A 25,756-nucleotide genomic window follows, 5' to 3' on the forward strand; every position below is an offset into this window, starting at 1 on the left:
ATGAAGCCGTGGGACCCTCGTGTACTACCTTACAAACATATCACCGCAGCAAAAAAGAACCTACTCAACCTCAGCCCTCCGGCAGTTTTATTTCTAGGCTTTGCATTGCTCATTGCGATTGGCACCGTTTTACTGAAGCTACCTATCGCCGCGCATGATGAAACCAGTTGGTTGCAGTCAATTTTTACAGCTACCTCCGCTGTAACAGTCACGGGATTAGTCGTACTCGACACCGGCACCCATTTCACCTTGTTTGGACAGATGGTTATTGCGTTGCTGATTCAGGCAGGAGGTCTGGGATTTATGACTTTCGCTATCGTTGCGGCAGTGAGTCTAGGCGCAAAATTAGGAATTGGTCAGCAGATAGTTGCACAAGAAGCATTTAACCAAACTAACCTGGAGAAAGTTACTTTTATTGCAAAATATGTGCTGATTTACTCCTTGTTTATAGAATTTACTGGATTCATGTTGCTTGTTTTAACCTGGTTCAGTGAACTGGGGTTTAGCACAGCCATCCACCATGCTTTTTTTTACACAATTTCCGCATTCAATAATGCTGGTTTTGCCTTAAGCAGCAATAGCCTGACACCTTACTTCAATAACTTATCGATTAATTTAGTGATCACGGCGCTTTTTATCATTGGAGGCATAGGGTTTTTAGTTTTAATTGATATAAAAACCCAGAAAAATTGGCATAAGCTGAATGTAAATACCAAAATCGTATTGTTGAGCACGTTCATAATCAATATATGCGCATTCGCACTCATTTGGATTCTTGAAGCAAAGAACCCTGCAACCTTGGGCCTGTTATCCATTCCAGATCAAGCAATGACAGCCTGGTTTCAGGCGGTAACGCCCAGAACAGCGGGTTTTAATACCGTGCCGATAGAAGAATTAACTCAAGCCACAACGACTCTCATGATTTTATTGATGTATATTGGCGGGGGATCGTTAAGTACCGCCAATGGACTCAAGATCGGCACTTTTGTTGTCTTGATAATGGCAACTTATGCTTTTTTACGACGGAGAGATGATGTTGTGATTCTTCAGCGTACCGTACCGCCAACACAAGTCATGAAGGCCCTTGCACTGACTATCGTTTCAATTATTATGGTATTTTTAGGAATCTTTATCCTGACGCTGACTGAGAAAGCGCAATTTATTGATATCGTTTTTGAAGTTGTCTCAGCCTTAAGCACAGTTGGATTGTCCAGAGGATTAACTAACCAATTAAGCGTGACAGGTGAAATCGTTATCATTTTTTTGATGATTATTGGTCGTGTAGGGCCACTAACTTTCGCTTATTTCTTTGCTTCTCCAAAGAAAAAATATATCAAATACGCAAATGCCGATGTTCAGGTCGGTTAGCTCTATACTGCCTTAATCATTTATGTGTAGAAAGATAACAGTTTTGTAATATGGAAGTATGGGTCTTTTTGTGCTTCTCCAGACTGCCAATGTTCCAACTGTGACGCTCAGATACTTTGCGGCTTTTTCTATTTCTAGTTTATTGTTTGTTATCATCTTTCCAAGCAAATAAAGATTTTTTTGATATAGCTAATCGACTCCAATTCTTGCTGTTCTCACCCGGTTCATCTGTAATGCCATCGAACATGCCAATCTGTGCTGTGTCGTTTGCGTGAATAAATATGTGTTTGTTGGCATATTTTCATCAGTCGGCAACCACGGGTTAAGCTCTGTGCATCCTGGCAAACTACAATCCTCTATAACGAGAGATTCATCGTTATAACCATCGCGCATTATCTCCTTTATTTTTCCTCACTTATCCCTCTCATCTCAGCAGCTCCTGTGGTTTTTCAGAAAAGTGGCTCATATCAAATTATTTCCTTAAATCCTTGATTATTTGTTTTATTACTATGAAAATCATCCCGATCGAGATGCCGCCAAGAACCAATGCCAATAAAGCCTTTGTCGCTACTAAAATGCTGCAAACACTTAAAAATAGTTCACACGGCCATTCTAAAAAGCTCATTTCATCCTGTCCTTTAAAACATTGCCGCAATCTCCTGTAAATAACGCTCTCAAACTTTCCTCATTTATCCCTATCATTATTTAACCCCGTGTGTCTGTAATATCATGAATATCATCAAATCTTTTTCATACTCGTAAAAGTTCATTGGTTTCTTTCCTCCCAAACGGGGCAATCAAGTTTAAGTTCAGCGTCAATTCTTCTGCTTAGAGCATCCCAAGCAACCCCGATAGGAATTTTGTATTTACTGTCATCAAATCTTTCAAAGCACACACCATTGGAGACCTTTGCACGATTACTACGCGGCACGATAATTGCGTTAAAAATTCTCGAAAATGCTCATTTACTCCGTGTAAACTCCGCTTTTTCGCAAACTTTTGCCTTATTCTCGTACCGCTCATGACACCGTGCAAAGGTCTCCATTGAATAAAAATGGGGCTGTAGTAGATTAGCTTAAATGATAAGCTAATTTAATGAAGATAAGTCATTGTAGATTATTAAAGAAAGCGGGCACATTATTCCAGAAACCGAAGATCAAAAATTACGGGAAATCATCGTGCAGGGATATCGCGTGATGTATCGCTTGGAAGTTGATCGGATTTTGATCCTTGCCATCATGCATGGCAGCCGGAATTTGGCGGAAAAGGAGACAAAACCTTGGGAGGGAAGCTAGGAAATTGATTGCACGAACAAATCGCTTTGTTACGCAGCACTCACATTCTCAGCCATCCGGTTGGTCAGAAAGGTAATAATTACATTAACCGAGTGGAAGGATTGAAATGTGGTCATTTCTTAATCCGGAAGCACTTAAACAAAACCTTCCCGGTCGAAATGACCACTTATACGGCATCATTGACGCCACCGGATTTAGCGTACTACTGCGCCACCTACATCCGCTTCCGCTTTGTTAAATTGTCTATTTTGCTCTGTTGCCAATATTTCTCTGTGCAATTCCGCTTCCCGCAGATCTTCGGCTAATTCTTTTTTGTATTCACGGATATTGGCTTGCAGATGCGATCTCAGACTTTGTCCTTGTCTGCCATAGGTGTACGGATGGTCTTCATACTGATCCAATTCTTGCTGAAAGGCTTCCAATTTTCCGGAAATCTCTTTTGCCAAGCCTTCGTAATAATTTGCCAATGCAGCATGATCGTTGGAATTAATGCTGCTTGGCGCTGCCGGTGCCTCGGCAAATGCCGGAGCCGCAATAAAACCAAAAAACAGGATTGAAACAATGGCGGTTACTTTTGCTGCGTTCATGTTAAATCTCCTTATAAAAACTGTTCAGATGTTGCCATCTTAATGATCGCGATGCGCGATGTATATTGGGGAAACTCTGGTTTTTATCTAAAGGAAACCATTAGTAACGCATTGAAAGCACAGGCATGTAAGCACTTCCAGCGTGGTTTGAGCATCAGGAGAATACTGCAAATGCGCATCCCGGAACGCTTCCACGCGAACCGGCCAATGATCGATCCTGCAATCCAGGAATGATTACGGATACCGGAACATTGCCGGAACGCGCGCCGACACGGTTTCCACCGGTAGTGTGATATTCTTCGGGCAACATTTCTTAAAATACTGGAGATCGTACGATGAAAATTACTTCGAGAAAGCTTGCGATGGGCGTTTATGCCATTATGCTATCCGGCCACTTCCACCTAGCTGTTGCCGAAATAAGCAGCGATACCGAAACCTTGTTGAATTGGGCTGAAAATACCTACCCCGCTTATTTTCCGAACCACCAAGCGACACAAAGCATCGAGCCCTGGCTGTTCCGCTATTATCCGGATACCGGCATTTATGCAGGCGTGAACAAAAACGACAATAACGTTTACGTCATGGGCGGACCATGGGGCGGCAATCCCACCATCATTTCGCCGTTAACGGATTTAATCGCCCAGATCAACAATTCCGGCGGCAGCGGCAGCATTCCGGCATGTAACACCGCCAGCGCGCCCACCGGCTTAACCTATACGCAAAGCGGCAATGTCGTCAACGTCACCACCAACGGCAGTTGCATCGCGCTGCCAACCAGCAATAGCCTTTGCCAGATACCGCAGCAAACCGCCGCATCCGGGATATCCGTGCTGACCTCGACCAATGTGATTTCCTCGGCGATCAACGGCATCACCATTTCAATTCCCGGCATTCCCAATCCGTTCGAATCACTCGTCAGCAACTTCACCAGCGGTAAACATTGCACCGTCAATGCGCCCGCCGAAGCCGCCAACCTGATTGTCAATTCCGATACCTGCTTCGACATCACCAATTCGTTCGGCGTCCTGCCGGAAGGCATCCCGGGCGTCACCATCACCCCGCCGGTGACCTTCGCGCTTAAAGACACCGTCACCAGCCGAACCGTCGCCGATTGCTTCGCGACCGACGCGGAATCGATCTACGATGCCTTCACCAATGAAACCTGGATCAAGGAAGGCGGCAGCTTCGTTAAAGTCGATTGATTTGAGGAGCGCTCAATCATTATTTCCCGGATCGCCCGGCAAGCTCGCGATCCGGAAAAACCATAATCGATTGACCACGTTCGTGGTGAGCCTGTCGAACCATGAATGTGATCAAACCGCTCGGTTGAGATATGCAGGTCTGAATTCGGGTGTTCTTACAGGCAGCTTACAAGATGCTTGATTGCCGGAAAAGCAAACAACCTTTATAGTTGTTCTTTGGTTTTCAATGGTATGTATTTGTAGCTACTCGCGTAACTTGGGCGGGGAGGAAACTAAATAGTGTGTTTAATATCTGTATTAGATGTTTTTCCATTCTAAATCCACATAAGAAATAAATATTTAGAAGAACTTGGCCAAGTTATATGGCATTTCGTTCCAGATTAGGAAACATTTTTTGTCATATAAATTCCGTTGGACATATTGAGTTGGAGAACCACATGAGGATTACTCACGCCATTTTTGTTGTTTCTGTGCTGTCATGGAGTGTGCAAATTTCCCATTCTGCTGACATTGAGGGTAATTTTTGGCGTGGCGGTGGAACCGGCGGTGTTATGTGTCCACAATTCGTGGCGTCAATGGAAAAGGCACGTTCACTTGGAATAAACTCAGTTGACTTTGCCAATGAAACGCAGGGATACACCATGTACCTACTCGGTTTTCAAACTGGCTACAACATGTCGACAAAAGATACATGCGACATATTCCCAAATGAGGACATTTATTCGTTGCTCTCATGGGTGGAAAACTATTGCCGAGCTAATGCAACGAGTCGCTTTGCTGATGGGGTAGTAGCCTTATCAAAAAATAACCATTCAAAACGGCTTCGTGTTTGCTCTAAGTGAGTGAAATATCCAACCTCTCGTTCGAGTCGTTCGCTTTCAGATGAATAAGATCGTGTATATATTGTTATTCATTTCAATGCAGTCGGTGGCTGAATGCTATGTTGTAGGCGAGTTTAAAGGCCAAAGCATTCGTCAAAATGAAAATTTTGTGTTCGCAGATGATGCAATGACCGTTCAAAAATTCATGATAGATATTGATGGAAATAATAGCAAGGTAACACCAAACAATGTCAACTGTATGCAAATGGGTAAGAATACAGTTATATGCGGTGAATCTTCACCGGAAACATCAGTTATTGAAATCTGGTCGGTGTATCCAGACAAAAAAATTGCTGTATACACGAAAACAATAAATGGCTATGACATCTTCAACGGTGGCAGGCTTTTTAAAGGTGAAATCTTAGGCCAGTGTGGAAAATAGCGAACAAGAAGTTCAACTGAAGAATTTAACGTAGCGTTAGCAGCACGCAATATCGAATCTCACCGTAAACTTCTTTTAATGACGAAATGACACATACTGAATTCAATATTTGCAAAGAATTTAAAGCTACAGAAAAATGCTTTCGAGTTCAGCAATATGAAAATGGAGAATTTAAAGATCTATTTCATGAGCATATTCCAAAGAGCAGAATTAGTGCAGAAAACTCATATCAATTTTTGCGGGCAATAATTATCAAAAATCATGCATTTGGAAGTTCGGAAATATTAAGAACATATTTAAATTCAAAAGGGAAAACTCCACTGAGAATTAAACTTTGTAATTTATACATAGAATATCCAGAGCCAGGTGTAATTAGAAAGTATCTATGTGCTGAGGGTATCAATACGTGGTATGACGAAGTAATTTCACTGAAGCATTTTCGACGCTAAAGAATGCTAACAATACGCTCAAAGACGCCTCTGTACGGATAGACAGATCCAATCTGCACACGCTTTGCATTTTATGCACCGATTGTGTTTATTCCGTAGCTCTAACGCTAGTTGCATATATGCACGAGAGAATCAAGCTAAAAGGCGGATTCAATTTCGAAGTGCAACACCTAACGGTAATTTAGTGTAACGCACCGTCTTCCCGAAGAATATCTCAAACGGGGTTCTGAATCCAAGCACTTTGCGTGGCCGGTGGTTGAGTCTATCCACCGCCCATTGCACTTGTTCCTGGGTAACCTCAATCAGCTCCATTGCCTTGGGGAAATACTGGCGCAGCAACCCGTTGCTGTTCTCGTTCAAGCCACGCTCCCATGAACGGTAGGGACGGGCGAAATAGACATCCGCATCCAGTTCCGACGCGATGGTTTCATGCTCTGCAAACTCTTTCCCGTTGTCGAACGTCATGGTGTAGCACTTGTCTTTATGGGGACGCAGCAGCCGCATTATCGCCGCCGTCACACCCGATGCCTGTTTGCCGGGTACTTGGGCTGCCAGTATGTAGCGCGACTTCCGCTCAGCCAATGTGACCAAGGCGCCTCGATGGTTCTTGCCGATCACGGTGTCGCCTTCCCAGTCGCCTATGCGGCTCTTCTGATCGACAATCCCCGGGCGTTCGTCAATGCCGATCCGGTTCTTGATCGTGCCCCGGCGCTCTTGACCGCCCGCGTAACGTTTTCTGCGCGGTTTCTGGCAGCGCAAATGTTGCCACAGGTCGCCACCACGGCGTTTGTCTTCATAAATGTGCACCGTCTCATGGCTGATTCTCAACCCGCATTCCAGTGTAAGCCGGCAAGATGCTTGTTCCGGGCTCATGTCCAGCCGGATCAACCGTTCAATCTCCGCCCATTCCGGCAATGAGAAACGCTGGGCATTGACGCATTTCTTTCGACGCTCATCCCGCAATTCCTGCGCCTGCTTTGGACGCCAGCCACGCCGGCCTTTGTTCCGCCCGAATTCCCGGGATATCGTTGACTTATGTACGCCCACTTCATCCGCAATTTGCGTTTGGTTCAAGCCCGCTTTCTTCAAACCGGAAATCTGGTATCGTTGCTCTCGGGTGAGCTGCTTGTAGTGCTTCATCTGTGCTCCTTTTACTTGGCGTTTAAGCAGCTCCGATACTACCGCAGCTTGCCTATAAACTTCCTTACAAAAGTTGCACTTCAATGTTGAATCCGCCAAATCTTAATAAACCAGAGTCCAGATTTATCTAATTTAGTGAGCCAAAGAAATCTATCATTAGTGCAGTGCCAGCAAACATCCTCTGCAAGAACTACAGCAACTCTCCCAATGTCGAAAATTTGTCAAAATTACGCCCTAGAGATTCATCATGAAAAAGACTATTGCGGCAATCGCCGGTTTATTATGTGTTCTGACAGCCTTTGCAATGGAGAAAAACGTGACGCCCACCAATCAAACTAACACTATCAAAACCGATTACATCGTCCTCGGCATGGGGTGTTTTTGGGGCGCGGAGAAGCGCATGAGCGAGATTCCGGGGGTGATTGATGTCGAGAGCGGCTATGCTGGCGGGGATATTCCCGGCGTGGGGTATCAGCAGATTTTGAATCACGAGCGGATGTTGCTGGCGGGCCGGACTACGGCACGCAACCACGCCGAGGTGATCAAGGTGACTTTCGATCCCGCGCAGGTTTCGCTGCAAACCGTGCTGGCCAAGTTCTGGGAAAATCACAATCCGACGCAGGGCGACCGTCAGGGCAACGATGTTGGCAGCAATTACCGCAGCGCGATTTATTATCACGACGAAGCGCAGAAAGCGCTGGCGCTATCGACACAACAAGCTTATCAACAAGCGCTCAGTGCCGCCGGATACGGCGCGATCACGACGGAAATTCTACTGTTGAGGAATTACATCACCGCCGAGGAATACCATCAGGATTACTTGCAGAAAAACCCCAACGGCTACTGCGGCCTGGGCGGCACGGGTGTGAAATATCCGGCTTCAAACGAGCAAGTGACACAAAACACCGCTTTGAACCCCGAATTGATGAAACCGCTGGATGGCAAAGATTTAAATTTTGCGCAGCAACTGGTAATTTTCGAAGCCGAGCATTGCGAATACTGCAAGCTGTTCGACAAGGAAGTACTTAGTCAATGGCAAGCAGCCGTGCCGGTGGTAACGACGATGAACACCAATCCGCCGACCGGCTGGTCACTGGAAAAACCGCTATTTGCGACACCGACCATCGTGCTGTTCAGGAATGGCAATGAAGTTGCCCGTTACACCGGCTATAACGGGGAGCAGGCTAATTTCTGGAAATGGCTGGGATTTCAGTTATTGACGCCGGAACAGCAGAAAATCGCGTTCGAGCAAGGCACCGAACCACCGTTTACCGCATCGAATCTGGACGAAAAACGCCCCGGAAAATTTGTCGACCCGATCACCGGCGCACCGCTTTTTCTGAGTCAGGCAAAATTTAACAGCGGTACCGGCTGGCCCAGCTTCTTCGACCCCATCGAAGGTTCGGTAACGTTTCATGACGACGATTCACACGGCATGCAACGCATCGAAGTACGCAGCGCCAGTTCCGGCATTCACCTCGGTCACGTGTTCGACGACGGCCCGCCACCGAGCTACAAGCGCTACTGCATCAACGGTAACGTGCTGAAATTTATCCCGGATTGATCTCTAGGGAAATGCTGATTAATTGACTATACGAGCGAATCACTTCGTTGCGCGGTACTCGCTCCCTTGCCTATCTTGTTGATATGTCTCGGTTGCTGTGTGCCGTGCGCCTCGTGCTTCATCTCGTTCGCCGAATTAATCAGCGTTTCCCTAGCGGCAGGGTATTCAATCCTGCCGGTCGGATAAACTCACACTTTCTGCCCTAACCGGCGTTGGCCCCAGCCGGCGTTCGTCCCACAGCGGCACGCCGAATACGTCGTGAATGAAGTAATACGCCACCGGCACGCCGAGCACCATGCCCCACATTCCGGCGGTATGGTAGGCCACCAGCAGAATGATCAGCACCAGCACCGGATTCAGTTTCAGATGCTTGCCGTAGATCAATGGATTCAGCCCGTAGGCTTCGATGATATGAATGATAGTGATCATCAGCACCACCGCCAGCGCCAGCATCAATCCACCGGTGTTCAACGCAACCAGCACCATCGGCGTTGTCGAAATGAACACGCCGAGTACCGGAATGAAGCTGCAAACGAACACGATCAACGACAGGAAAGCGACCGATGGAATACCCAGAATCATCAGTCCGATCAAAGTCAGAAAGGTGTTGACGCAGGCGATCATTGCCTGCGCCTGGATCGCCCGGCCGACGACGTAAGCAAAACGAATGACCGGTTGCGCGGTTTCCTGGTAAAAATCGCGCAAGCGCGAATCGTGCAGGCTTTTCATCAAGCCGCCGAGGCGGATATTATCGAATAGAATCAGGAAACTGAACAACAACGCCAACAACACGGTGCCGATCCCGGTATAAAGCTGGTTAATCAGCTTGGGAAAATGCTCGGTGACTTTATCCAGCTGCTTGGACGCCAGAAAATTCATCAGCAGTTCGGCTTCCTTGTCGAAGTATTTTCGGATTTTTTCCTGCGTCGCTTCGGTGAGCTCTTCCTCGAGCACATGTTCCGGATCGAGGTCACTGGCGAGATAGATCGATTTTTTGAACGCATTCAGCTCGTTATCGATCATTCGCAGCGCATGCTCGTCCAACAAGCTGCGCATATAGCCGTGCAATGAGCGCTCGATACCGGGATATTTGCTGCCGACATCGCGCTCCAGCTCAATCAGTTTTAATTGCACCTCGTCGAAGTTATTCAGAAAGCGGTTCGCTTCCCCGATCACATTCGGCGTCACGTAGCGGAAGAAGCTGCCCACTACGATCAGAAAAAGAATATAGACCAACGTCAGTGACAAGCGGTACGGCAACTTGAACCGGTTTTGCCCCATCCGCACCAGCGGCGAAGCAATGAAAGCCAGCACAAAAGTAATAAAAATCAGTCCGAAAAAGTCACTCAGTATCCACAGTAAACTGATTAAAATCAGCCAAATGATGATACGCCGGTTAGCTTCATAAAAATCGTTAAAACTGAATGACATATTTGAATTCTTTAGATAATTGGCACGACGACATTGAATACGGATTAACACCAGCGTTTACGCTATTCGATATCATACGATCAAAACCATAGCAATGCTTGATTTTACGCAAACTACATCGCAGTAGTTGTCAAAAAGTCTTGGAAAGCGTTGCAGCAATCATACGGCGCAAACTCCGCCATTTTCTCCGGTCATCGAGGAAATACTTTTGATTGACTTCCAGTTCGATGCCTGCGTACCAGCCACTCGCAAACCGGCGGCGCAGGTAAACCGTAAAGCCGTCTGCTGTGCCGGTGTAGGGGTAATTGCGGCGTATCGTCAACCCAGGCAATTCTTGCCGCAAACTTTGCTGCCACTGCCGGCAAAGCAATTGTTCCCATTCGCTGGATGGATCGTACAGCAAACCGATGTCGGTTTTCCGCACTTTGCCGTGCAGTTGCGGCGTAAAACTGTGCGACGACAGATGAATTACCCGGCTGCCGCGCTGAATGGCTTGCGCAATCGCCGTTTCGACACGCTGACGGTATGGCCGGTAATAATGATCCAAGATTTTTTCTTTAATTATTGGCGGTAAGTTGCGAGTGAATTCGGAAAACAACTGCGGATGCCCCATCGAACGGTTGAGATCGATCAGGAGGCGGCTGGTCGTTGCTGCAAAAAGCGGCGCATTGAGTTGCTGAGCGATTGCTTTCGCCATCAGCAGCGCGCCGGGATCGTAACCGCGGTGACTGGCTAACACTGCTTCATGATCTCGGAAAAGTAATTGATAAGCCGGAGGAATCCGGTTACCGCCGTGTTCGCAACTGACGACAAAACAGACCGGCGCGGTTGAATCGGTCATGCAGATTCCAGAGTACCGGAAAACAACCGGCCTTCGTTCAAACAATCGCACAGCTCACGATACACTGCTGTCAGACGTGCATGGCTGAAATCCTGATTGATGGCGCGCAGAATCCGCCGCGCCAGTGTCCCTTGCTGTAACAATAGGGTGAACGATTCGCGCCACACGTCCGATTGCTGTATTCGAAGCGGTAATAGCGAATTAAACAAGTGCTGCCATAGCTCCTTCCCTTCGCATCGAGCCGACGGAAATCCTAGCAATGCCAAATAGCCACGGTCGGTAATGATCGCTTGATCCGCTTGCTCGATGCAGTTGCGCAAAATCGTTACCAGCCGATCGGTGCTGAAGTCTTGCTGCTCGATCAGCGACGCGGTTTTTTGCTGATACAGCGCTTGCACCACATGGATCACGATCTCGGCAATGGCCAGATTGGCGTAAGGGCATTCTTGCACATCAATGATGCGGATCTCGATCGCATGCCGGACAAATCGCGCCACCGCAGCCCTTACATTGAGCCACTCATGCTGCAACACACCATCCGGATCGAGCATTTCGATCTCGCGGTACATAGGCCGCAGAATTTGCTGCTGATACGACTCGCTGTCAAGGATCGTATCCGGAATGACTTGTCCCATCGACGACGGCACGGCCATTTGATGCGTCCGGTAATTTTCCATACGAAAATCCAGAAAACCGCTAAAACGGCCTTCGGCAATCGGGGAGCTGGCAGCTAATGCTGGCAGGATCGGCAAGATCAGCCTAATCGCAGCGTGCAGACGGGCAAATTCGGTATCACCGGCAAATGGCAAGTTGAGATGCATGCTCTGAAGGTTGGACCAGCCATGACGCTTGCAATCGAAAATCCGGTCGTAACTGCGGTAAATATCGGCGTGATCATGCGGCCACAGCCGGGTTTCGTTGCGCGGATTCATCCACGGATGCATCGCAGTTGGCATCAAGCGCGCATTCATGGTTTCGAGCAACGCGTTGATCCGGTGTATCTCATTTTGAAAAAGCACCGGTAACGATTCAAGATCGGCTGCCGGGTCGGCATTTTTCAACTCGATGACGTGCAGTGCCAATTCGTTCGACCAAGCCAACCGGCCACATCGTACTTCCGCTGCTTGCCGCCCTGCCAAAACTTGTAACAGCCGGTCAGCAACCGGCGACACCGCCAAGGTATCGCGGTCGACGATCATGTATTCGAGTTCGATGCCAAAACCGGAAAATGCCGGAATTGCGGGTTTCACCGCCGGTTTCCTTGTTTACGTTCCTCGATGCGGCGCAAAAATACGGTCATGATTTGCTGATACAACGCTTCTTTTAGAATGCCGTCTTCGTTACCGGCATCGATATTCGGATTGTCGTTGATCTCGATGATGTAGCAACGCCGCCCTACTTGCTTCAAATCGACGCCATAAAAACCATCACCGATCAGGTTGGCCGCTTTCAACGCGGTTTTAACTACTTTTGCAGGTGCCTCTTGCAACGCTACCGCTTGCGTCATGCCTTCGACATAATCTTGCGCTTGCTCGCCATGCTTGATGATTTGCCAATGGCCTGGCGCCATAAAATATTTGCACACGAATAACGGTTTACGATCCAGGATACCAACCCGCCAATCGAATGCAGTCGGCAAATATTCCTGCGCAACGATCAGCTCCGATTTTTCCAGAAGCGCTTTGACCTTTTGCCGCAATTCCGTTTCCGAGACAACTTTGACAACACCGAGCGAAAACGAGCTATCGGGCTGTTTCAGCACACACGGCAGCGCCAGCGTCGGGATGATTTGTTCCAGATTATCTTTATGTACCAGGATAGTTTTCGGGATCGGGATCTGGTGCCGGGTCAGTAATTCAGCCAGATAAACTTTGTTGTTACACTTCAGAATCGAATTCGGATCGTCGATCACCGTCAATCCTTCCGCCGCGGCATGACGGGAGAAGCGGTACGTGTAATGATTGACAAAGGTAGTGTCGCGAATGAATAACGCGTCGAATTCCGGCAGGCGGCTCAGATCCGCACGCGTGATGAATTCCACGTGCATGCCCAGGTCCTCGGCGGCCTTCTCGAAATGCTTCATCGCCTTGGCATTGGATGGCGGCTCCAGATTGCCAGGATCGTGCAAAATCGCCAAATCGTACCGGGGACTTATCAACGGATGCAACCACGGCTTGCGTTTGGAAAAATAATCGGTGGCTGCTTGCACCACAAAATCCTGATGCTGCGGCGGAATATCATTCGCGGCGATTGCTTTGAGACTGCGAATGCGCCATTCATCGCCATGCCGCTCAAAAAAAGCGCGCAACAGCGGCGCACGCACCAAATTAAACAATTGCCGGCTGAGCGGATCGTAATGTTTCGCGATATTACGTCCAAAATAAATACTCAGCTCAAAGTGCTCCGATTTAATCGGCGCAAGCGATTTCTGCACCAGCTCATCGAGATTCTCGGTCAACAGCTTCACCAAACCCGGCGATTGAATATCCTCGATCGCATTGACTTGCGGCAACGGCTTGTGCCCCCGCGCTTCGGCGAGTAGCGAGACATAGTAACCGATGCTTTGGTAATGATACGACTTGCACAAATTATAGACGCGCGCGCGAAGATGCCCGCCGTAAGCCGGATCGGTCAAATATTCCTTGGCTGAAACTACCGTCACATCAGGAATCTTCAGTGGCCAGTGCTGCACGTTGCTGACAACGATCAGGTTACTCATGACATTGCCCCATCAAGCAATTAAGAAATTGACTCGCTTTGCGGTGAATGTATCACCAGCAAATTGGAATCGTACGTGACGATGCCGAGCAAAATGGCGTTGATCACCCGGTCGATATTGCACCAGTATTCTTGTTGAGCGCCATACGGGTCGGCGACCAGTAACGTGCGTTTGTTACGGTCATAACCGGTAATAATCACAAAATGACCCGAAGGTACACCGCGAATATCGTCGGGCGTATCGTCCGGACCGTGCTCGCGTGGCACACGATACAAAAAAGTTGAACTTAAACCAGTCAAAACCGGCAAGCCACGACGCAGCAGTCCGTGAATCAATGAATGCGACAAATCCAGCAGCCGTAAACGGCCGCCAAGATTCAAGAATTCCAGATAGCCTTCTGTCACATAGCGTAACCGGCGGTCGGTTTTGATTGCCGCCTGCTGCCGCAACCGTTCGGCGATATCGACACCGGCAGCAAACCAGACTGGATCGAATACCATCAGATTGTAGGTATAAATCGTCGCCTGAAAACCGCTACGCAACGCATCGCACGCCAGAAACACGTCAAACGTACCGGAACCGCTCTCCAGCTTGCGCGTGCGGGCAACAATATCGGTCAGCGGCTCGTTTCTACCCCAATAGCTGTAGACAGCATGCAGGCAAGTCGGGCCACAAGTCGTTTCGTCCGGTTGCGGCAGAATCTTGATGGGTAAATGATGCACGGGTCTTAGCATGGCAAGCACTTAAAGTTAACGAATTGAACGGACCACCATCGCTATTGCACATGCTAACTGAAATTCACCGGTTTTCGCCAGTTTCATGGCTAAGAAATGCAAAATTCAGATAGTATCTGCGCTTTTGACTGCTTTATTCATTCATCAGAGTCATGAATTCAACAAGCCATCCGAAAGGTTTGTACCTTTTATTTTTCACTGAGATGTGGGAGCGTTTCAGCTACTACGGTATGCGCGCCATTTTCACCTTGTTCATGATCAAGGCGTTGCTGTTCGACAAAGTATACGCCTCGGAAATTTATGGCAGCTATATCGGTCTGGTTTATCTGACGCCGTTGATCGGCGGTTATGTCGCCGACCGCTACTGGGGAAATCGACGAGCCATCCTTGCCGGCGGTATCTTGATGGCGGCAGGGCATTTTTCCATGTTTTTGTCGGCTTCGAATTACGATCATTTGACTATTGCGCAACCGTTGCTTTTTCTGGGTTTGGGATTGTTGATTTTCGGCAATGGCTTTTTCAAACCGAACATCTCGACCATGGTCGGGCAACTCTATCCCGAAGGCGATAAGCGGGTCGATGCCGCTTTTACCATTTTTTACATGGGTATCAACCTTGGCGCTTTTTTCGCGCCATTGGTATGCGGCGGTTTTGGCGACACCGGCAACCCGGCGGATTTTAAATGGGGTTTTCTCGCGGCTTCGATCGGGATGATTATCAGCATCGCATCGTTTGAGTTACTTAAAAACCGCTATATTATTACGCCCAGTGGCGAAGGCATTGGTCTGCCACCGCAGAAAAAAGTAAAAAATAGTAATCAGAGCGGTGTCTCGCAAGCACAGCTAAAGCAGACGCTAACCTGGATTTCCGTTTCGGCGCTGTTATTTTGCGGATTCTATTATTTAACCGGTTCCGGCATTATCGGTTCGGCTATCTTTACCGTCACGATTATCGGTCCGGCAGCGATCATTACCGACAGGACGTTAACTTCCATTGAGAAACAACGAATCGCAGTCATTTATATTCTGGCTTTCTTCGTCATCTTTTTCTGGGCGGCCTTTGAGCAAGCTGGTGCATCGCTCACTTTTTTTGCGGAAGAACAAACCGATCGTAGGTTTTCCGGGTTTGAAATACCGGCGAGTTTCTTTCAATCGATCAATGCCGTGCTGATTGTCTTGCTGGCGCCGCTGTTTGCTTTCCTCTGGACATCGTTGGGCAAACATAACCGGGAACCGTCGTCACCGGCCAAACATGCCCTCGGATTGATGTTCCTTTCGGTTGGTTATTTGATCATCGCCTTTGGCGTCAAAGGACTTGATCCGGCTATCAAAGTCAGCATGCTATGGCTATTCAGTTTGTACTTGCTGCACACCATCGGCGAGTTATGTTTATCGCCGATCGGACTGGCGATGGTGGTAAAACTGGCGCCAGCCAAGTTTGCATCGTTGCTGATGGGCGTGTGGTTTTTATCGCTGGCGGCGGCCAGTAAACTGGCTGGTATTTTGAGCGCGCTTTATCCCGATCCTGCTTCTCCGGTCAAGCCGCAATTACTAGGTTTTGAAATCGCAAATCTTTACGAGTTTTTTATGATTTTCGTAATCTTGTCGGGGCTTGCATCTTTAATTCTATTTTTTCTGAGCAAGAAACTGCAGAAAATGATGCACGGCTTGCATTGATACCAAAGTGGCGGATTCAACTTTTACAAAACTATCAGCGCTGCACTATTTCCTTGCACTTCACCAGCAGGTTGCGGGTTATAGTCGAGCTGGATGGAGAGATATAGCCGACAGTCGGGTTTCTTGCGTTCGGACTCAGCTCGCGTAACGCTCCCGAGAAGGAAACGACATTACCCGCTTGGTCGAGGATATGGTATCCGCGCGAGCCACAGATCTCACCGGCTTTTTCCAGACAATGGCTGAAGTTCTTTCCCGAACCGCTGCAGTTTATGTTATGCCCCAGAGAGCCGTCGGCGAGAAAAATTTCTTTCGATGTGACGCATCCTTGCAGCATGATTACGCAAATTGCTAAGACAACCGGTATTCGCAACATACATTCCCTTCTCGTAGATTTACCTTCGATCGTTTCTCTTGGGAAAGAACGATCATCCATTATTGATAGTAATTTTTTTAACATTCGATTTCTCGGCTTCTTTGCGAGGAATCGTGATTGTCAATAATCCTTTCTGCATCCTTGCTTGGATGCTGTCGACATCGGCATCGTCCGGCACCGCCAGAACGCGTTCGAAGGAGCCATAGCGTCTTTCCTTGCGAAAATAATACTGATCTTTATGTTCCTGCTCTTGCTGCTTGGCGCCTTTAATCACCAGCACCCGGTCTTTCAGCTCGATCGATAAATCCTCTTGCGCCAGCCCCGGCGCCTCCAGCGTAATGGTGTATTGCTTGTCATCACTGGCGATGTCGACATTCGCTCGAAATACCGGCATCCATTCGTCGGAAAGAAATTGTTGCAGAAATTCCGGTCTCGATCGAGCGGGAAAACCGAAACCACGAAAAGCATCTTCAAACAATCGGTCAATTTCACGATGCAATTGATCCAAGTTACTGACTTGCGGCAAGCGAGACGAGGAACGGTCATCATGCTTGACCGGCACTACTTCGCTGCGGCCTTTATCAGCTTCTTCATGTTTAAACCAATTCCAGGGATTGAGTTTGCTAAAATCCATGTCAATACCTCCAATTAATTTCACAGTCCAATAAAACAAAGGCTTCTTGTGCTACCAACAGTTTTCAGTGTAGCTGAGAGCCTGTTCATATTCAATGACTTTGCCAGGAATCGGCCAGATTGCGCTTGGCTGGTTTGCATTTGCCCAACCTTAATGTAAAAATCCATCTGCCGGCAAACCCGGAAAACTAAGGAAATGCTGATTAATTCGGCGAACGGGAGAGCGCACGAGGCGCACGGAACGCAGCACCGAGACATATCAACAAGATAGGCGAGGATGCGAGTACCGCGCAACGAAGTGATTCGCCCGTGCAGTCAATTAATCAGCGTTTCCCTAAATGAATTGCATACCGCCGAGCTTCTCTCAATCCTATATGGTTATACAATAACAATACATCATGAAAAAACTGATAATCACATTAACATTGTTTTTGATTAGTACCGAAACATTCGCGGAATGGACCAAACTCGGTGACAGTACTGATAAAGGTGGTTACACCGTCTATGTGGATCTCAAATCTATACGCAAAGCAGCGAACCGTGTAAAACTATGGATTTTGCTCGATTATCAAAACGAGCAAAGAACCTTGGGAGCCACCTACCTATCGGAAAAAGTCCGGCGTGAATTTGATTGCGAGGAGGAACAAATGAGAACCCTTGCTTTTTCATATTTCAGTTGGAACATGGAAAAAGGCGACCTTGTCCGTTCTTATAGCCAGCCTCAAAAATGGGAAAAAATCCGGCCTGACAGCATGGATGAAGCGGAATGGAAGCTCGCCTGCAAGACCGAATGACAGCCGGTTCTCTTTCCTGAATCCTTATGAATAGCACTCTGTTCTGGGTACTCAAACGAGTCCCCTACGCTACGAACTTTTTTTCTGATATCCTTGGAATATAATTTTTCATGTGTCACTTAACTAACTAAAGGGGAAAATATGATGTTCAAGAAAGCACTCAGTTCTTTGTTTTTTGTTTTTACATTGATCGCATTGTCTAATCATGCATTTGCCGCTTGCAGCGCAGAAACAGAAAAAGATGGCAAGAGCGCATGCGGTGCAGATCAAGTTTGCTACTTGGTTGAAGGAACCTGTATTGAGAAGAAAAGCCTTCCGGCAGGCAAAGCATGTAAAAAATCTGGCGTCTGCCAAAACACATGCGTGAAAGATGACGGTACAGAAACCAATGCAGACGGTTCTGAAACAGGAAAATGCAGCTAATTCTTAGCTGATTTTTTCAAAAAAGCCGGCTTTTGCCGGCTTTCGTTTTTTTGTCGTGGGTTTTTGAAAAACTGCTTGCTGTATTAGTGATTCACTGATTTAGTGATTCACTGATTTAGTGATTCACTGATCGGCCTGAGTAAGCGAGTATGAGTTATGACAGAAAACTGCTGCAGCACCGGTTTGCAAAACTCAGTCCTTTTTAATCATGGCAATTTCATCAACGATGTCATTCTCATCGTAGCTGACTTGAAAAGCCATTTCATCGCCGTTAAAAGTAATTTCCGTAGGCGTTCCAAAAAGCTCCCATAACCCTAATGTAGCAATACTTGCAGCGCCGTGTAAAAACGCTCGCCCGGCTTTTGCGCCGGTGCTATAACCCTGTACGAACTTAAAAATTTCGTACCTTTTTCCATCTTTATACTCGCTCACGACCGGCGCTCCAAACTCGGAAACCAATAACGCTCGCGATACGCCTTCTTTCAATAAGCTTAAATCCTTTTTATCCGGCTGCTTGGCAGCCATGAACACTGAACATGCTGACATCGTGCTGACCAGCGCAATCAGCAACAGCATAATACAAGCTCTTAATATATTGATCATTTTTTCTAATACTTCCTTATCCTTAGTCTCGGTAACTCAAAAAAACACACCGTAGAATCTTAAAAGGCAATTGGCCAAGTAATAAATTTCAAGTAACAAAATTAAATGCCAGGACTAGACAAAATCCAGTTTTTCAGTAAAACCGCTGGATGCGATTTTTTCTAAATATTTTCTAGCTTTTTCGCTAACACCGGCGCCATGCTTCAAATAACGCTCCGCAGCCTGCCTTGGTGAATAATTACTCACTACATATCCTTGATCGGCAATTGCTCGTTGAGATAATGTCGTCACCGTCAATTTCCCTTTACCCAGTTTAATCACAAGCACACCCTTACCGCTGGTTGCTACGATAATTGCGGTATTCCGATGCTGGTTAATAATCACACTTGGTTGCATACTTCATATCATTCTCATAAATCGCTCTTCATTATCATTTTACACGATACCGAAATTGTCCCCCTCGAAAGTGACTGCATACAGTTGATTAACACGCTTCCAGCATTCTTCATTTCTTGACAAAACGCACAGCATCTCTATAATCCACCCTTTGTTTCTGAAGTGATACAAATCTTTCGGTAACTTCATCACGCGGGAATAGCTCAGTGGTAGAGCACAACCTTGCCAAGGTTGGGGTCGCGAGTTCGAGCCTCGTTTCCCGCTCCATTTTCAATAGAAAATGGCTCTTGTAAGATAGTTTTGTCGGAAACCGCATAGTCTCTACAGGTTATTCTTTAGAGCTACAAATAATTTTATAAGCTATGCAAATGGCGGGGTGGCAGAGTGGTCATGCAGCGGCCTGCAAAGCCGTCTACGCCGGTTCGATTCCGACCCCCGCCTCCATTTTTTGCCCGGGTGGTGAAATTGGTAGACACAAGGGACTTAAAATCCCTCGGGCCTAAACCGCCCGTGCCGGTTCGATTCCGGCCCCGGGCACCAATTCCTGGTATCGTAAAGATTCTATACTGCGCGCACCGATTTATAATCCGCTTTATTCTGAAAATTAGATATCAAAGGAAGATATTTAAGATTCAATAGCCATAATCTCTTTCTCTATCCTGAAGTTTCATACCGCAATCACGGATATACGGCCTGACATCGTTACACATTGGGCATCCAGTCATTCAAAACATACAACATCGCCTTATTTCAAAAAATGTTCTTAATTATTCATAGAATCTGTGGATAACTTTGTGAACATTTTTTAATAATTGTTGCATGCCAATTAAAAAATCAGCGCTTATCAATTAGATAAGTAACATTGCCATCATAGTCCATATTTCATATTGTTATAAAATCTTCCTTATCTATGCCAGTAAGCAATGAAACAGCATCCGTTTTGTCATTTGTCTGTGGATTACTTGAAATGCCAAGAAAAATTTAGCGCTTGGCAGCATTCCAGAATATTTGCCTAAAATATCTTCGGCTATAAATTTTTAACTCGCAATACCGATAATTGTCTTTGCAAGCGATTCATATGACTGATCGTGTTTCTATAATATTTCAATAACTTAATACAATTATACTTATGCCAAAATTGCGTCTAAAAATTATCAAACCAAAACCCAAAAAATATCCAACACATGTAAATAATTTTTTTATCAATTGCCGCCAATACATCCACGGAAAAATCAACAGGTTGATCGATAGCGATATCCTTCCCTTAATCATTGCGCCTTCAATTTTTATTCTCTTAACAGCGCTTGAATGGTGGTACTGGTATCTCGAAATACCAACCCCATCCCCGATCCTACTGACCATTTTTGCTCTTCTCATCGGAGCCTTCTGTGCCTATAAGTTATTCTGGCAGAAGAAAAATACCAATCACTCTCATCGACTGCATCCTACGATAGAGCGGCATACAAGGTTGCATTAATTTCTATCAGCAATCCCGGACTGACAACTTAACCAAGTTGTCAGTGATGCGGGTTATACTAAAGCCTGCCATCTACCTGACAAAAACCATCCGGAATGCACAAAAAAGTGTATTACAACAGCGCCTGCCCGATCTGCAAAGCTGGAATAGAGAGCCAACGTCAACATCTTGAACGATGTGGGATTGATGATATCGAGTGGATCGATGTACACACCAATCCAACAGCCGTTTCGGAAGTCAGCAGCTCGCTGGAACAAGTACGTGAGCGATTGCATGTTAAGGATAGCAATGGCGAGATTAACGCCGGTATTGATGCGTTCATTCAACTTTGGCGGCAGTCACCAAAACAACGTTGGCTGGCAAAGTTGTTACAATTTCCAGTCATCCGGCAACTTGCTCAATTGGCTTATAATGGCTTCGCAAAATTGTTATACCGTTGGAACCGGTTATTAAAACATTGGTAGATGCCCGGGTTATGATGCCATTTTCCAAGTCAAAGCGTCACCGGCATAAAGCGGTATTAATCGTTCGTCCGCAAAATCAAAATGCTGCGGGATCATCCAAGTCTCTTTATGCAACGTGATAGTCCCCCGATTGCGCGGTAACCGGTAAAAATCAGCCCCGTGAAAGCTGGCAAAAGCTTCCAATCGATCCAGAGCTCCCGCTTGCTCGAATGCCGTTGCATAAAACTCGATTGCCGCATGCGCGGTATAAATCCCGGCGCAACCGCAAGCATTTTCTTTACTCGATAGCGAGTGTGGCGCGCTATCGGTACCCAGGAAAAACTTAGGATTTCCGCTCGTCGCCGCATCCAATAAAGCCCTGCGGTGGATCTCTCGCTTCAATACTGGTAAACAATAATGATGTGGACGAATCCCGCCCTGAAAAATCGCATTACGATTCAATAACAGATGATGGGCTGTAATCGTAGCTGCAACCGGATGCGATGACTCTTTAACAAACTGGACAGCATCGCGCGTCGTGACATGCTCAAAAACAATACGTAAGCGGGGAAAACGTTGTGTCAGCGGTAACAATATCCGGTCGATAAAAACTTTTTCCCTGTCAAACACATCGATAGCGGAATCCGTCACTTCGCCGTGCACCAGCAATGGCAGATCATGCGCCTCCATCGCTTCCAGTACCGCATAGCACTTACCAATCTCAGTTATCCCGGCATCCGAATTCGTCGTTGCACCCGCCGGATATAATTTCACAGCATGCACCACGCCGCTTTTCTTAGCACTGACAATTTCTGCAACCGGGGTATTATCGGTCAGATACAACGTCATCAATGGATCAAATCGGGAAACCAGCACTGCAGGCAATGCCGACAGGATACGTTGCCGATACGCCAAAGCCTGAGCGACCGAAACCACCGGCGGCCGCAAGTTGGGCATGACGATGGCCCGGGCGAACTGTCTTGCGGTATGCGGCAATACCGCGCGCATTTGCTCGCCATCGCGCAAGTGCAAGTGCCAATCGTCAGGCCGGGTTATGGTAATGCTTGTCATAATCGATTCCAAATTGGGTAATCATAACGGACGTGAGCTTAAAGAGAAGGTTCACTGGTTGATTTTATCTCCAATGCTAATTCATAGAGCGCGTTTTTATTCTCACCCGTAATTTCCGCAGCCAGTTTCACCGACTGCTTCAGCGGCAATTCTTCCAGCAAGCATGCCAAAGTATGCCGGGCGGATTCACTGATGCTGGATTTCTCCAGAATTTCCGCACCCGACAGCAACAACACGAATTCACCTTTTTGTTGATTGCTGTCTGCCTGCAACCACGCAAGCGCTTCTTTCAATGTTCCGCAATATATTGTCTCAAACAACTTGGTCAGTTCCCGAGCGATGGTTATTTTCCTGTTGCCGCCAAACACTTCGATCATATCTGTCACCGATTCCAGAATACGATGCGGTGCTTCGTAAAATATCAACGTAAACGGGTATGACTGAATTTCGGTGAACGCACGCTTGCGCAATCCGGTTTTAGTCGGTAAGAAACCGTAAAACAAAAAATGAGGATTGCTGATACCCGCTGCGGATAACGCACAAACCGCCGCATTGGCGCCTGGAATTGGAATTACTCGATAACCGCTTTCGCGCACACGTTGCACCAGAATCGCACCGGGATCGGAAATGGCTGGCGTACCGGCATCGGTCACTAATGCGATACTTTCTCCCGCCTGCAATAAGGACAAAATTTTATCTGCAGTCGCACTTTCATTATGCTGATGCAACCGGATCCATTTTGCTGCGATATGGTGCTTCGCCAATAAATGCGAGGAATTTTGCACATGCTCCGCGGCAATCGCACTCACTCCCGCCAGCACCTCCAAAGCGCGTAAACTGATATCGCTTAAATTTCCTATTGGGGTGGCAACCACATATAATGCACTCTTTTCTAGCATCATTTTCATCCATGGCACGTTGCTTTTCTATTTTCCTGGCTTTGTTTTTGGCAATATACGGCAACCAAGCGGTATTCGCCACCGAACAAGAAGAACCTCCGCTTTCTGGCATAGCTGCCGGCCCCGTAATTGTGTCTCATATCGCGTTGATACTGCCACTGGAATCGCCAGCATTTGCGGAAGCGGCAAACGTTGTCAAAGCAGGATTTGAGGTCGCCGCACAACGTGGTCAAGCATTACCGGTCAGCATCCGGTTATACCCGACCAGCGACGAACCTCTCGACATTCTCATGAATTACCACCATGCAATCGCTTCCGGTGCAGTATTTGTGGTGGGCCCGCTCACGCGAGACGGTGTTTCCGCAATCGCATCCAGCGAAAAGCTGGCGATTCCGACATTGACACTGAACACGGCTGATAGCAACACACCCTTGCCGCGGAATCTTTATCTCTTCGGTTTACAAACAGATACCGAAGCCAATCAAATTGCTCAATTGGCAGCCTGGGGAGGCAGAAACCGTGCGGTCGTCATCGGAGATGACAGCGCTTTATCCAGGCGTCTGCAAAATGCCTTCATGCAACGATGGCAGGAGGAATCCGGTCATACCGCGCAATTGTATCGTTATACCGATAACTCTGTTCTTCTACAGCAATTGCGGGATTTAACCGCTGGCGAAGAACGACTGGTTTTTCTGGCGTTGGACGCGGCCAAATCGCGCATCGTCCGCCCCTATCTTGATCCGGAAACTCCGGTTTATGCCACTTCACAGATTTTTACCGGTATCGACAATTTTCTCCTTAATAACGACTTGGAAGGTATCCGGTTTCTCGATATGCCGTGGCTGTTGCAGCCCGATCACCCTGCTGTAATGGCCTACCGCCATGCCAATAGTCCCAGAAGCACCGAGATGGAACGTCTCTATGCCTTGGGTATCGACGCCTTTCGTTTAATGACCAACTTGCTGCAGTGGCAATCAGCCGACCAGATCGCATTTGACGGTGTAACCGGGAACATCCGTTTTAACCCGCCCAATCTATTCGTGCGTGAACCCATCCCGGCGCAATTTACGCAAGGCAAAGTGCAGCTTATCACAACGCCCGGAAATATCAGCGAAGATGAAAGGCAGTGATGCCGAAAAAGCCGCAATCGCTTATTTACAGCGGCACCATTTAGTGCTGCTCGCGCAAAATTACCGCTGCCGCTTTGGAGAAATCGACCTGATCATGCGTGATCACGACACCTTGGTATTTATCGAAGTCCGCATGCGATCGAACGACGCATTCGGGGGCGCCGCTGCCAGCATCACACCCTCCAAACAAGCCAAGCTGCTGCGTACCGCCCGGCACTATCTGGCAGAAATCAATAGTGAGCCGCCTTGCCGGTTCGATGCATTGCTGCTCTCAGGAATCGATGGAAAAAAAATTGAATGGATAAAAAATGCGTTTGGCGAATAACGCTGATACATTCGATTCAGAACAACCAGGAAAATTAATTTCTAGACCAACCGTTCTCCTCAACAAGAACATCCAGCTGATTCCATTGACCTAATCAATCTTTCGTAACACTTCCGTAAAAAATTTCAATATTTTTTACACTGGCTTGCATCCAGAGTCCGACTCCTCGCGTATTGAGTAATGAAACCGCTTGCAAAAGCTTCTCAAGCGATTCCAGTGTTTGCCAATCAAAACCCGGCAAGGCTGATTTGGAAAAACTTAAAACTCATCAACAGGAGAGAAAATCATGACTATGACATCAAAACAATCGACCGAGTGGATCAAGTATCTTGCCATCGCCCTAATTTGCGCTTTAGTCGCTATTGATGGCATCGGTTCGGTAATGGCGGATACTGTCAGAACAACTGCGCAACAAACGGACGATAGCACCACAGACGTACCGCGTCTGGTCATAAAAAGCGATTCGGTTGCGTCAAGATTGGGAGGATATCACGGCATATTGGCTTTTTTGCATAACTTTGCCGTACCTGCTTTGCTCGCGGACGGTGAAATCGTCGCGTTTTTTGGTAATTTGACGGTCACACCGGATGATATCGAACAGTGTTTGGCAATGATGCTCGATCATGATTTAGGAGGCTCTTCACCGCATAGCGGCGCGGTCGTCGAATCCGGGCACAAATGCCGCGGTTCGATGCCAAAAATTCATAAAGGCCTGAACATTCCGGACCGGACCATCTCCAGATTCATTCAGATCATCAGTGAGCAAGCAGCGTTAGCGGGCGTCAGCAAAGCAGATATCAAAGCAATCGTCAAAGTGCTAGAACAAAATCGTGGCGGCGTTCGTAATAAATAAACTTTCCCCGCAATCAGCAACCCGCTGCAATCAGCGGGTTGCTAATGCCATCAAATTGACAGATTAT

29 protein-coding genes and 3 tRNA genes are annotated in these 25,756 nt (G+C 47.2%); 19 read left to right on the top strand and 13 right to left on the bottom strand.

Features of this window, described 5'->3' with window-relative positions; all coding sequences use genetic code 11:
- Together ACV7NC_RS07040 and ACV7NC_RS07045 are read left to right on the top strand one after the other, a co-directional pair.
- Nucleotides 1–1,368, top strand: coding sequence for a TrkH family potassium uptake protein (locus ACV7NC_RS07040; RefSeq protein ID WP_458154803.1), 1,368 nt, complete (start codon nt 1–3; stop codon nt 1,366–1,368).
- A gap of 1,139 nt (nt 1,369–2,507) precedes the next feature.
- On the top strand, nt 2,508–2,663 hold the full coding sequence (locus ACV7NC_RS07045) for a type II toxin-antitoxin system RelE/ParE family toxin (protein WP_458154862.1): 156 nt from the start codon (nt 2,508–2,510) through the stop codon (nt 2,661–2,663).
- 194 nt (nt 2,664–2,857) lie between these two features.
- Here the strand turns inward: ACV7NC_RS07045 and ACV7NC_RS07050 are convergent, their stop codons facing one another.
- Nucleotides 2,858–3,250, bottom strand: coding sequence for a hypothetical protein (locus ACV7NC_RS07050; protein ID WP_458154804.1), 393 nt, complete (start codon nt 3,248–3,250; stop codon nt 2,858–2,860).
- 51 nt (nt 3,251–3,301) lie between these two features.
- On the opposite strand from ACV7NC_RS07050, the gene ACV7NC_RS07055 reads away from it, so the two are divergent.
- From ACV7NC_RS07055 to ACV7NC_RS07075, 5 genes are all read left to right on the top strand, one after another.
- Nucleotides 3,302–3,484 (top strand): hypothetical protein, encoded by a 183-nt coding sequence (locus ACV7NC_RS07055; protein WP_458154805.1) that lies wholly within the window; start codon nt 3,302–3,304, stop codon nt 3,482–3,484.
- A gap of 101 nt (nt 3,485–3,585) precedes the next feature.
- Entirely contained in the window at nt 3,586–4,452 is an 867-nt protein-coding gene (locus ACV7NC_RS07060; RefSeq protein WP_458154806.1) for a hypothetical protein, read from the top strand.
- Between the two features lie 437 nt (nt 4,453–4,889).
- Complete coding sequence (locus tag ACV7NC_RS07065) at nt 4,890–5,294, top strand: hypothetical protein (protein WP_458154807.1); 405 nt, start codon at nt 4,890–4,892, stop codon at nt 5,292–5,294.
- Between the two features lie 52 nt (nt 5,295–5,346).
- Nucleotides 5,347–5,715, top strand: a complete 369-nt coding sequence (locus ACV7NC_RS07070) for a hypothetical protein (RefSeq protein WP_458154808.1) — start codon at nt 5,347–5,349, stop codon at nt 5,713–5,715.
- An 86-nt stretch (nt 5,716–5,801) separates the two neighbouring features.
- The gene (locus ACV7NC_RS07075; protein ID WP_458154809.1) at nt 5,802–6,164 is read left to right on the top strand and encodes a hypothetical protein; all 363 of its coding nucleotides are present in this window, start codon (nt 5,802–5,804) and stop codon (nt 6,162–6,164) included.
- Nucleotides 6,165–6,314: 150 nt separating this feature from the next.
- Here ACV7NC_RS07075 and ACV7NC_RS07080 read toward each other — a convergent pair whose 3' ends face one another.
- Nucleotides 6,315–7,304, bottom strand: coding sequence for an IS30 family transposase (locus tag ACV7NC_RS07080; RefSeq protein WP_458151832.1), 990 nt, complete (start codon nt 7,302–7,304; stop codon nt 6,315–6,317).
- 247 nt (nt 7,305–7,551) lie between these two features.
- On the opposite strand from ACV7NC_RS07080, the gene msrA reads away from it, so the two are divergent.
- Complete coding sequence (gene msrA / locus ACV7NC_RS07085; protein ID WP_458151833.1) at nt 7,552–8,868, top strand: peptide-methionine (S)-S-oxide reductase MsrA; 1,317 nt, start codon at nt 7,552–7,554, stop codon at nt 8,866–8,868.
- A 165-nt stretch (nt 8,869–9,033) separates the two neighbouring features.
- Here the strand turns inward: msrA and ACV7NC_RS07090 are convergent, their stop codons facing one another.
- The 5 genes from ACV7NC_RS07090 to ACV7NC_RS07110 form a co-directional block, all read right to left on the bottom strand.
- On the bottom strand, nt 9,034–10,299 hold the full coding sequence (locus tag ACV7NC_RS07090) for an AI-2E family transporter (protein WP_458151834.1): 1,266 nt from the start codon (nt 10,297–10,299) through the stop codon (nt 9,034–9,036).
- Nucleotides 10,300–10,429: 130 nt separating this feature from the next.
- On the bottom strand, nt 10,430–11,140 hold the full coding sequence (locus tag ACV7NC_RS07095; protein WP_458151835.1) for an N-formylglutamate amidohydrolase: 711 nt from the start codon (nt 11,138–11,140) through the stop codon (nt 10,430–10,432).
- Nucleotides 11,137–12,390, bottom strand: coding sequence for a carboxylate-amine ligase (locus ACV7NC_RS07100; RefSeq protein ID WP_458151836.1), 1,254 nt, complete (start codon nt 12,388–12,390; stop codon nt 11,137–11,139). Before ACV7NC_RS07100 ends, ACV7NC_RS07095 begins: the two co-directional genes overlap by 4 nt.
- Complete coding sequence (locus ACV7NC_RS07105; protein WP_458151837.1) at nt 12,387–13,859, bottom strand: RimK family protein; 1,473 nt, start codon at nt 13,857–13,859, stop codon at nt 12,387–12,389. The genes ACV7NC_RS07100 and ACV7NC_RS07105 overlap by 4 nt, the downstream gene beginning before the upstream one ends.
- A 20-nt stretch (nt 13,860–13,879) precedes the next feature.
- Nucleotides 13,880–14,593 (bottom strand): C39 family peptidase, encoded by a 714-nt coding sequence (locus ACV7NC_RS07110; RefSeq protein WP_458151838.1) that lies wholly within the window; start codon nt 14,591–14,593, stop codon nt 13,880–13,882.
- Between the two features lie 152 nt (nt 14,594–14,745).
- Here ACV7NC_RS07110 and ACV7NC_RS07115 point away from each other — a divergent pair, with 152 nt between their 5' ends.
- Complete coding sequence (locus ACV7NC_RS07115) at nt 14,746–16,269, top strand: peptide MFS transporter (protein ID WP_458151839.1); 1,524 nt, start codon at nt 14,746–14,748, stop codon at nt 16,267–16,269.
- A gap of 34 nt (nt 16,270–16,303) precedes the next feature.
- On the opposite strand, the gene ACV7NC_RS07120 is transcribed toward ACV7NC_RS07115, so the two are convergent.
- Together ACV7NC_RS07120 and ACV7NC_RS07125 are read right to left on the bottom strand one after the other, a co-directional pair.
- Nucleotides 16,304–16,642 (bottom strand): hypothetical protein, encoded by a 339-nt coding sequence (locus ACV7NC_RS07120; protein ID WP_458151840.1) that lies wholly within the window; start codon nt 16,640–16,642, stop codon nt 16,304–16,306.
- Between the two features lie 52 nt (nt 16,643–16,694).
- Nucleotides 16,695–17,276, bottom strand: coding sequence for an Hsp20/alpha crystallin family protein (locus ACV7NC_RS07125; protein WP_458151841.1), 582 nt, complete (start codon nt 17,274–17,276; stop codon nt 16,695–16,697).
- A 397-nt stretch (nt 17,277–17,673) separates the two neighbouring features.
- On the opposite strand from ACV7NC_RS07125, the gene ACV7NC_RS07130 reads away from it, so the two are divergent.
- Both ACV7NC_RS07130 and ACV7NC_RS07135 read left to right on the top strand, forming a co-directional pair.
- Nucleotides 17,674–18,069, top strand: a complete 396-nt coding sequence (locus ACV7NC_RS07130) for a surface-adhesin E family protein (protein WP_458151842.1) — start codon at nt 17,674–17,676, stop codon at nt 18,067–18,069.
- A 141-nt stretch (nt 18,070–18,210) separates the two neighbouring features.
- Nucleotides 18,211–18,492, top strand: coding sequence for a hypothetical protein (locus ACV7NC_RS07135; protein WP_458151843.1), 282 nt, complete (start codon nt 18,211–18,213; stop codon nt 18,490–18,492).
- Between the two features lie 192 nt (nt 18,493–18,684).
- Here the strand turns inward: ACV7NC_RS07135 and ACV7NC_RS07140 are convergent, their stop codons facing one another.
- Nucleotides 18,685–19,095 (bottom strand): hypothetical protein, encoded by a 411-nt coding sequence (locus tag ACV7NC_RS07140; protein ID WP_458151844.1) that lies wholly within the window; start codon nt 19,093–19,095, stop codon nt 18,685–18,687.
- A gap of 114 nt (nt 19,096–19,209) precedes the next feature.
- Complete coding sequence (locus tag ACV7NC_RS07145) at nt 19,210–19,491, bottom strand: hypothetical protein (RefSeq protein WP_458151845.1); 282 nt, start codon at nt 19,489–19,491, stop codon at nt 19,210–19,212.
- A gap of 192 nt (nt 19,492–19,683) precedes the next feature.
- On the opposite strand from ACV7NC_RS07145, the gene ACV7NC_RS07150 reads away from it, so the two are divergent.
- The 5 genes from ACV7NC_RS07150 (at nt 19,684) to ACV7NC_RS07170 (ending at nt 21,432) form a co-directional block, all read left to right on the top strand.
- A tRNA-Gly gene (locus tag ACV7NC_RS07150) sits at nt 19,684–19,758 on the top strand.
- A 103-nt stretch (nt 19,759–19,861) separates the two neighbouring features.
- Nucleotides 19,862–19,935: transfer RNA gene (locus ACV7NC_RS07155), tRNA-Cys, on the top strand.
- Nucleotides 19,936–19,941: 6 nt separating this feature from the next.
- Nucleotides 19,942–20,031 (top strand) — tRNA-Leu (locus tag ACV7NC_RS07160).
- A 589-nt stretch (nt 20,032–20,620) separates the two neighbouring features.
- The gene (locus ACV7NC_RS07165) at nt 20,621–20,968 is read left to right on the top strand and encodes a hypothetical protein (RefSeq protein WP_458151846.1); all 348 of its coding nucleotides are present in this window, start codon (nt 20,621–20,623) and stop codon (nt 20,966–20,968) included.
- 95 nt (nt 20,969–21,063) lie between these two features.
- On the top strand, nt 21,064–21,432 hold the full coding sequence (locus ACV7NC_RS07170; protein ID WP_458151847.1) for a thiol-disulfide oxidoreductase DCC family protein: 369 nt from the start codon (nt 21,064–21,066) through the stop codon (nt 21,430–21,432).
- Nucleotides 21,433–21,441: 9 nt separating this feature from the next.
- On the opposite strand, the gene pyrC is transcribed toward ACV7NC_RS07170, so the two are convergent.
- Nucleotides 21,442–22,482, bottom strand: a complete 1,041-nt coding sequence (gene pyrC, locus ACV7NC_RS07175) for a dihydroorotase (RefSeq protein WP_458151848.1) — start codon at nt 22,480–22,482, stop codon at nt 21,442–21,444.
- Nucleotides 22,483–22,520: 38 nt separating this feature from the next.
- The gene (gene rsmI / locus ACV7NC_RS07180) at nt 22,521–23,381 is read right to left on the bottom strand and encodes a 16S rRNA (cytidine(1402)-2'-O)-methyltransferase (protein WP_458154864.1); all 861 of its coding nucleotides are present in this window, start codon (nt 23,379–23,381) and stop codon (nt 22,521–22,523) included.
- Nucleotides 23,382–23,392: 11 nt separating this feature from the next.
- On the opposite strand from rsmI, the gene ACV7NC_RS07185 reads away from it, so the two are divergent.
- From ACV7NC_RS07185 to ACV7NC_RS07195, 3 genes are all read left to right on the top strand, one after another.
- Nucleotides 23,393–24,511 (top strand): penicillin-binding protein activator, encoded by a 1,119-nt coding sequence (locus tag ACV7NC_RS07185; RefSeq protein WP_458151849.1) that lies wholly within the window; start codon nt 23,393–23,395, stop codon nt 24,509–24,511.
- Nucleotides 24,498–24,836, top strand: a complete 339-nt coding sequence (locus tag ACV7NC_RS07190; protein WP_458151850.1) for a YraN family protein — start codon at nt 24,498–24,500, stop codon at nt 24,834–24,836. Before ACV7NC_RS07185 ends, ACV7NC_RS07190 begins: the two co-directional genes overlap by 14 nt.
- A 286-nt stretch (nt 24,837–25,122) precedes the next feature.
- Nucleotides 25,123–25,689 (top strand): hypothetical protein, encoded by a 567-nt coding sequence (locus tag ACV7NC_RS07195; protein ID WP_458151851.1) that lies wholly within the window; start codon nt 25,123–25,125, stop codon nt 25,687–25,689.
- Nucleotides 25,690–25,756: the final 67 nt, after the last annotated feature.

This window comes from Nitrosomonas limosa, from assembly GCF_054188085.1.

Excerpts from the sequence above, each read along its gene's own strand:
- ACV7NC_RS07040 (WP_458154803.1), top strand. The coding sequence starts at position 1 with ATGAAGCCGTGGGACCCTCGTGTACTACCTTACAAACATATCACCGCA.
- ACV7NC_RS07050 (WP_458154804.1), bottom strand. The coding sequence starts at position 3,250 with ATGAACGCAGCAAAAGTAACCGCCATTGTTTCAATCCTGTTTTTTGGT.
- ACV7NC_RS07055 (WP_458154805.1), top strand. The coding sequence starts at position 3,302 with ATGCGCGATGTATATTGGGGAAACTCTGGTTTTTATCTAAAGGAAACC.
- ACV7NC_RS07060 (WP_458154806.1), top strand. The coding sequence starts at position 3,586 with ATGAAAATTACTTCGAGAAAGCTTGCGATGGGCGTTTATGCCATTATG.
- ACV7NC_RS07065 (WP_458154807.1), top strand. The coding sequence starts at position 4,890 with ATGAGGATTACTCACGCCATTTTTGTTGTTTCTGTGCTGTCATGGAGT.
- ACV7NC_RS07075 (WP_458154809.1), top strand. The coding sequence starts at position 5,802 with ATGACACATACTGAATTCAATATTTGCAAAGAATTTAAAGCTACAGAA.
- ACV7NC_RS07080 (WP_458151832.1), bottom strand. The coding sequence starts at position 7,304 with ATGAAGCACTACAAGCAGCTCACCCGAGAGCAACGATACCAGATTTCC.
- msrA (WP_458151833.1), top strand. The coding sequence starts at position 7,552 with ATGAAAAAGACTATTGCGGCAATCGCCGGTTTATTATGTGTTCTGACA.
- ACV7NC_RS07090 (WP_458151834.1), bottom strand. The coding sequence starts at position 10,299 with ATGTCATTCAGTTTTAACGATTTTTATGAAGCTAACCGGCGTATCATC.
- ACV7NC_RS07095 (WP_458151835.1), bottom strand. The coding sequence starts at position 11,140 with ATGACCGATTCAACCGCGCCGGTCTGTTTTGTCGTCAGTTGCGAACAC.
- ACV7NC_RS07105 (WP_458151837.1), bottom strand. The coding sequence starts at position 13,859 with ATGAGTAACCTGATCGTTGTCAGCAACGTGCAGCACTGGCCACTGAAG.
- ACV7NC_RS07110 (WP_458151838.1), bottom strand. The coding sequence starts at position 14,593 with ATGCTAAGACCCGTGCATCATTTACCCATCAAGATTCTGCCGCAACCG.
- ACV7NC_RS07115 (WP_458151839.1), top strand. The coding sequence starts at position 14,746 with ATGAATTCAACAAGCCATCCGAAAGGTTTGTACCTTTTATTTTTCACT.
- ACV7NC_RS07120 (WP_458151840.1), bottom strand. The coding sequence starts at position 16,642 with ATGTTGCGAATACCGGTTGTCTTAGCAATTTGCGTAATCATGCTGCAA.
- ACV7NC_RS07125 (WP_458151841.1), bottom strand. The coding sequence starts at position 17,276 with ATGGATTTTAGCAAACTCAATCCCTGGAATTGGTTTAAACATGAAGAA.
- ACV7NC_RS07130 (WP_458151842.1), top strand. The coding sequence starts at position 17,674 with ATGAAAAAACTGATAATCACATTAACATTGTTTTTGATTAGTACCGAA.
- ACV7NC_RS07135 (WP_458151843.1), top strand. The coding sequence starts at position 18,211 with ATGATGTTCAAGAAAGCACTCAGTTCTTTGTTTTTTGTTTTTACATTG.
- ACV7NC_RS07140 (WP_458151844.1), bottom strand. The coding sequence starts at position 19,095 with ATGATCAATATATTAAGAGCTTGTATTATGCTGTTGCTGATTGCGCTG.
- ACV7NC_RS07145 (WP_458151845.1), bottom strand. The coding sequence starts at position 19,491 with ATGCAACCAAGTGTGATTATTAACCAGCATCGGAATACCGCAATTATC.
- ACV7NC_RS07165 (WP_458151846.1), top strand. The coding sequence starts at position 20,621 with ATGCCAAAATTGCGTCTAAAAATTATCAAACCAAAACCCAAAAAATAT.
- ACV7NC_RS07170 (WP_458151847.1), top strand. The coding sequence starts at position 21,064 with ATGCACAAAAAAGTGTATTACAACAGCGCCTGCCCGATCTGCAAAGCT.
- pyrC (WP_458151848.1), bottom strand. The coding sequence starts at position 22,482 with ATGACAAGCATTACCATAACCCGGCCTGACGATTGGCACTTGCACTTG.
- rsmI (WP_458154864.1), bottom strand. The coding sequence starts at position 23,381 with ATGCTAGAAAAGAGTGCATTATATGTGGTTGCCACCCCAATAGGAAAT.
- ACV7NC_RS07185 (WP_458151849.1), top strand. The coding sequence starts at position 23,393 with ATGGCACGTTGCTTTTCTATTTTCCTGGCTTTGTTTTTGGCAATATAC.
- ACV7NC_RS07190 (WP_458151850.1), top strand. The coding sequence starts at position 24,498 with ATGAAAGGCAGTGATGCCGAAAAAGCCGCAATCGCTTATTTACAGCGG.
- ACV7NC_RS07195 (WP_458151851.1), top strand. The coding sequence starts at position 25,123 with ATGACTATGACATCAAAACAATCGACCGAGTGGATCAAGTATCTTGCC.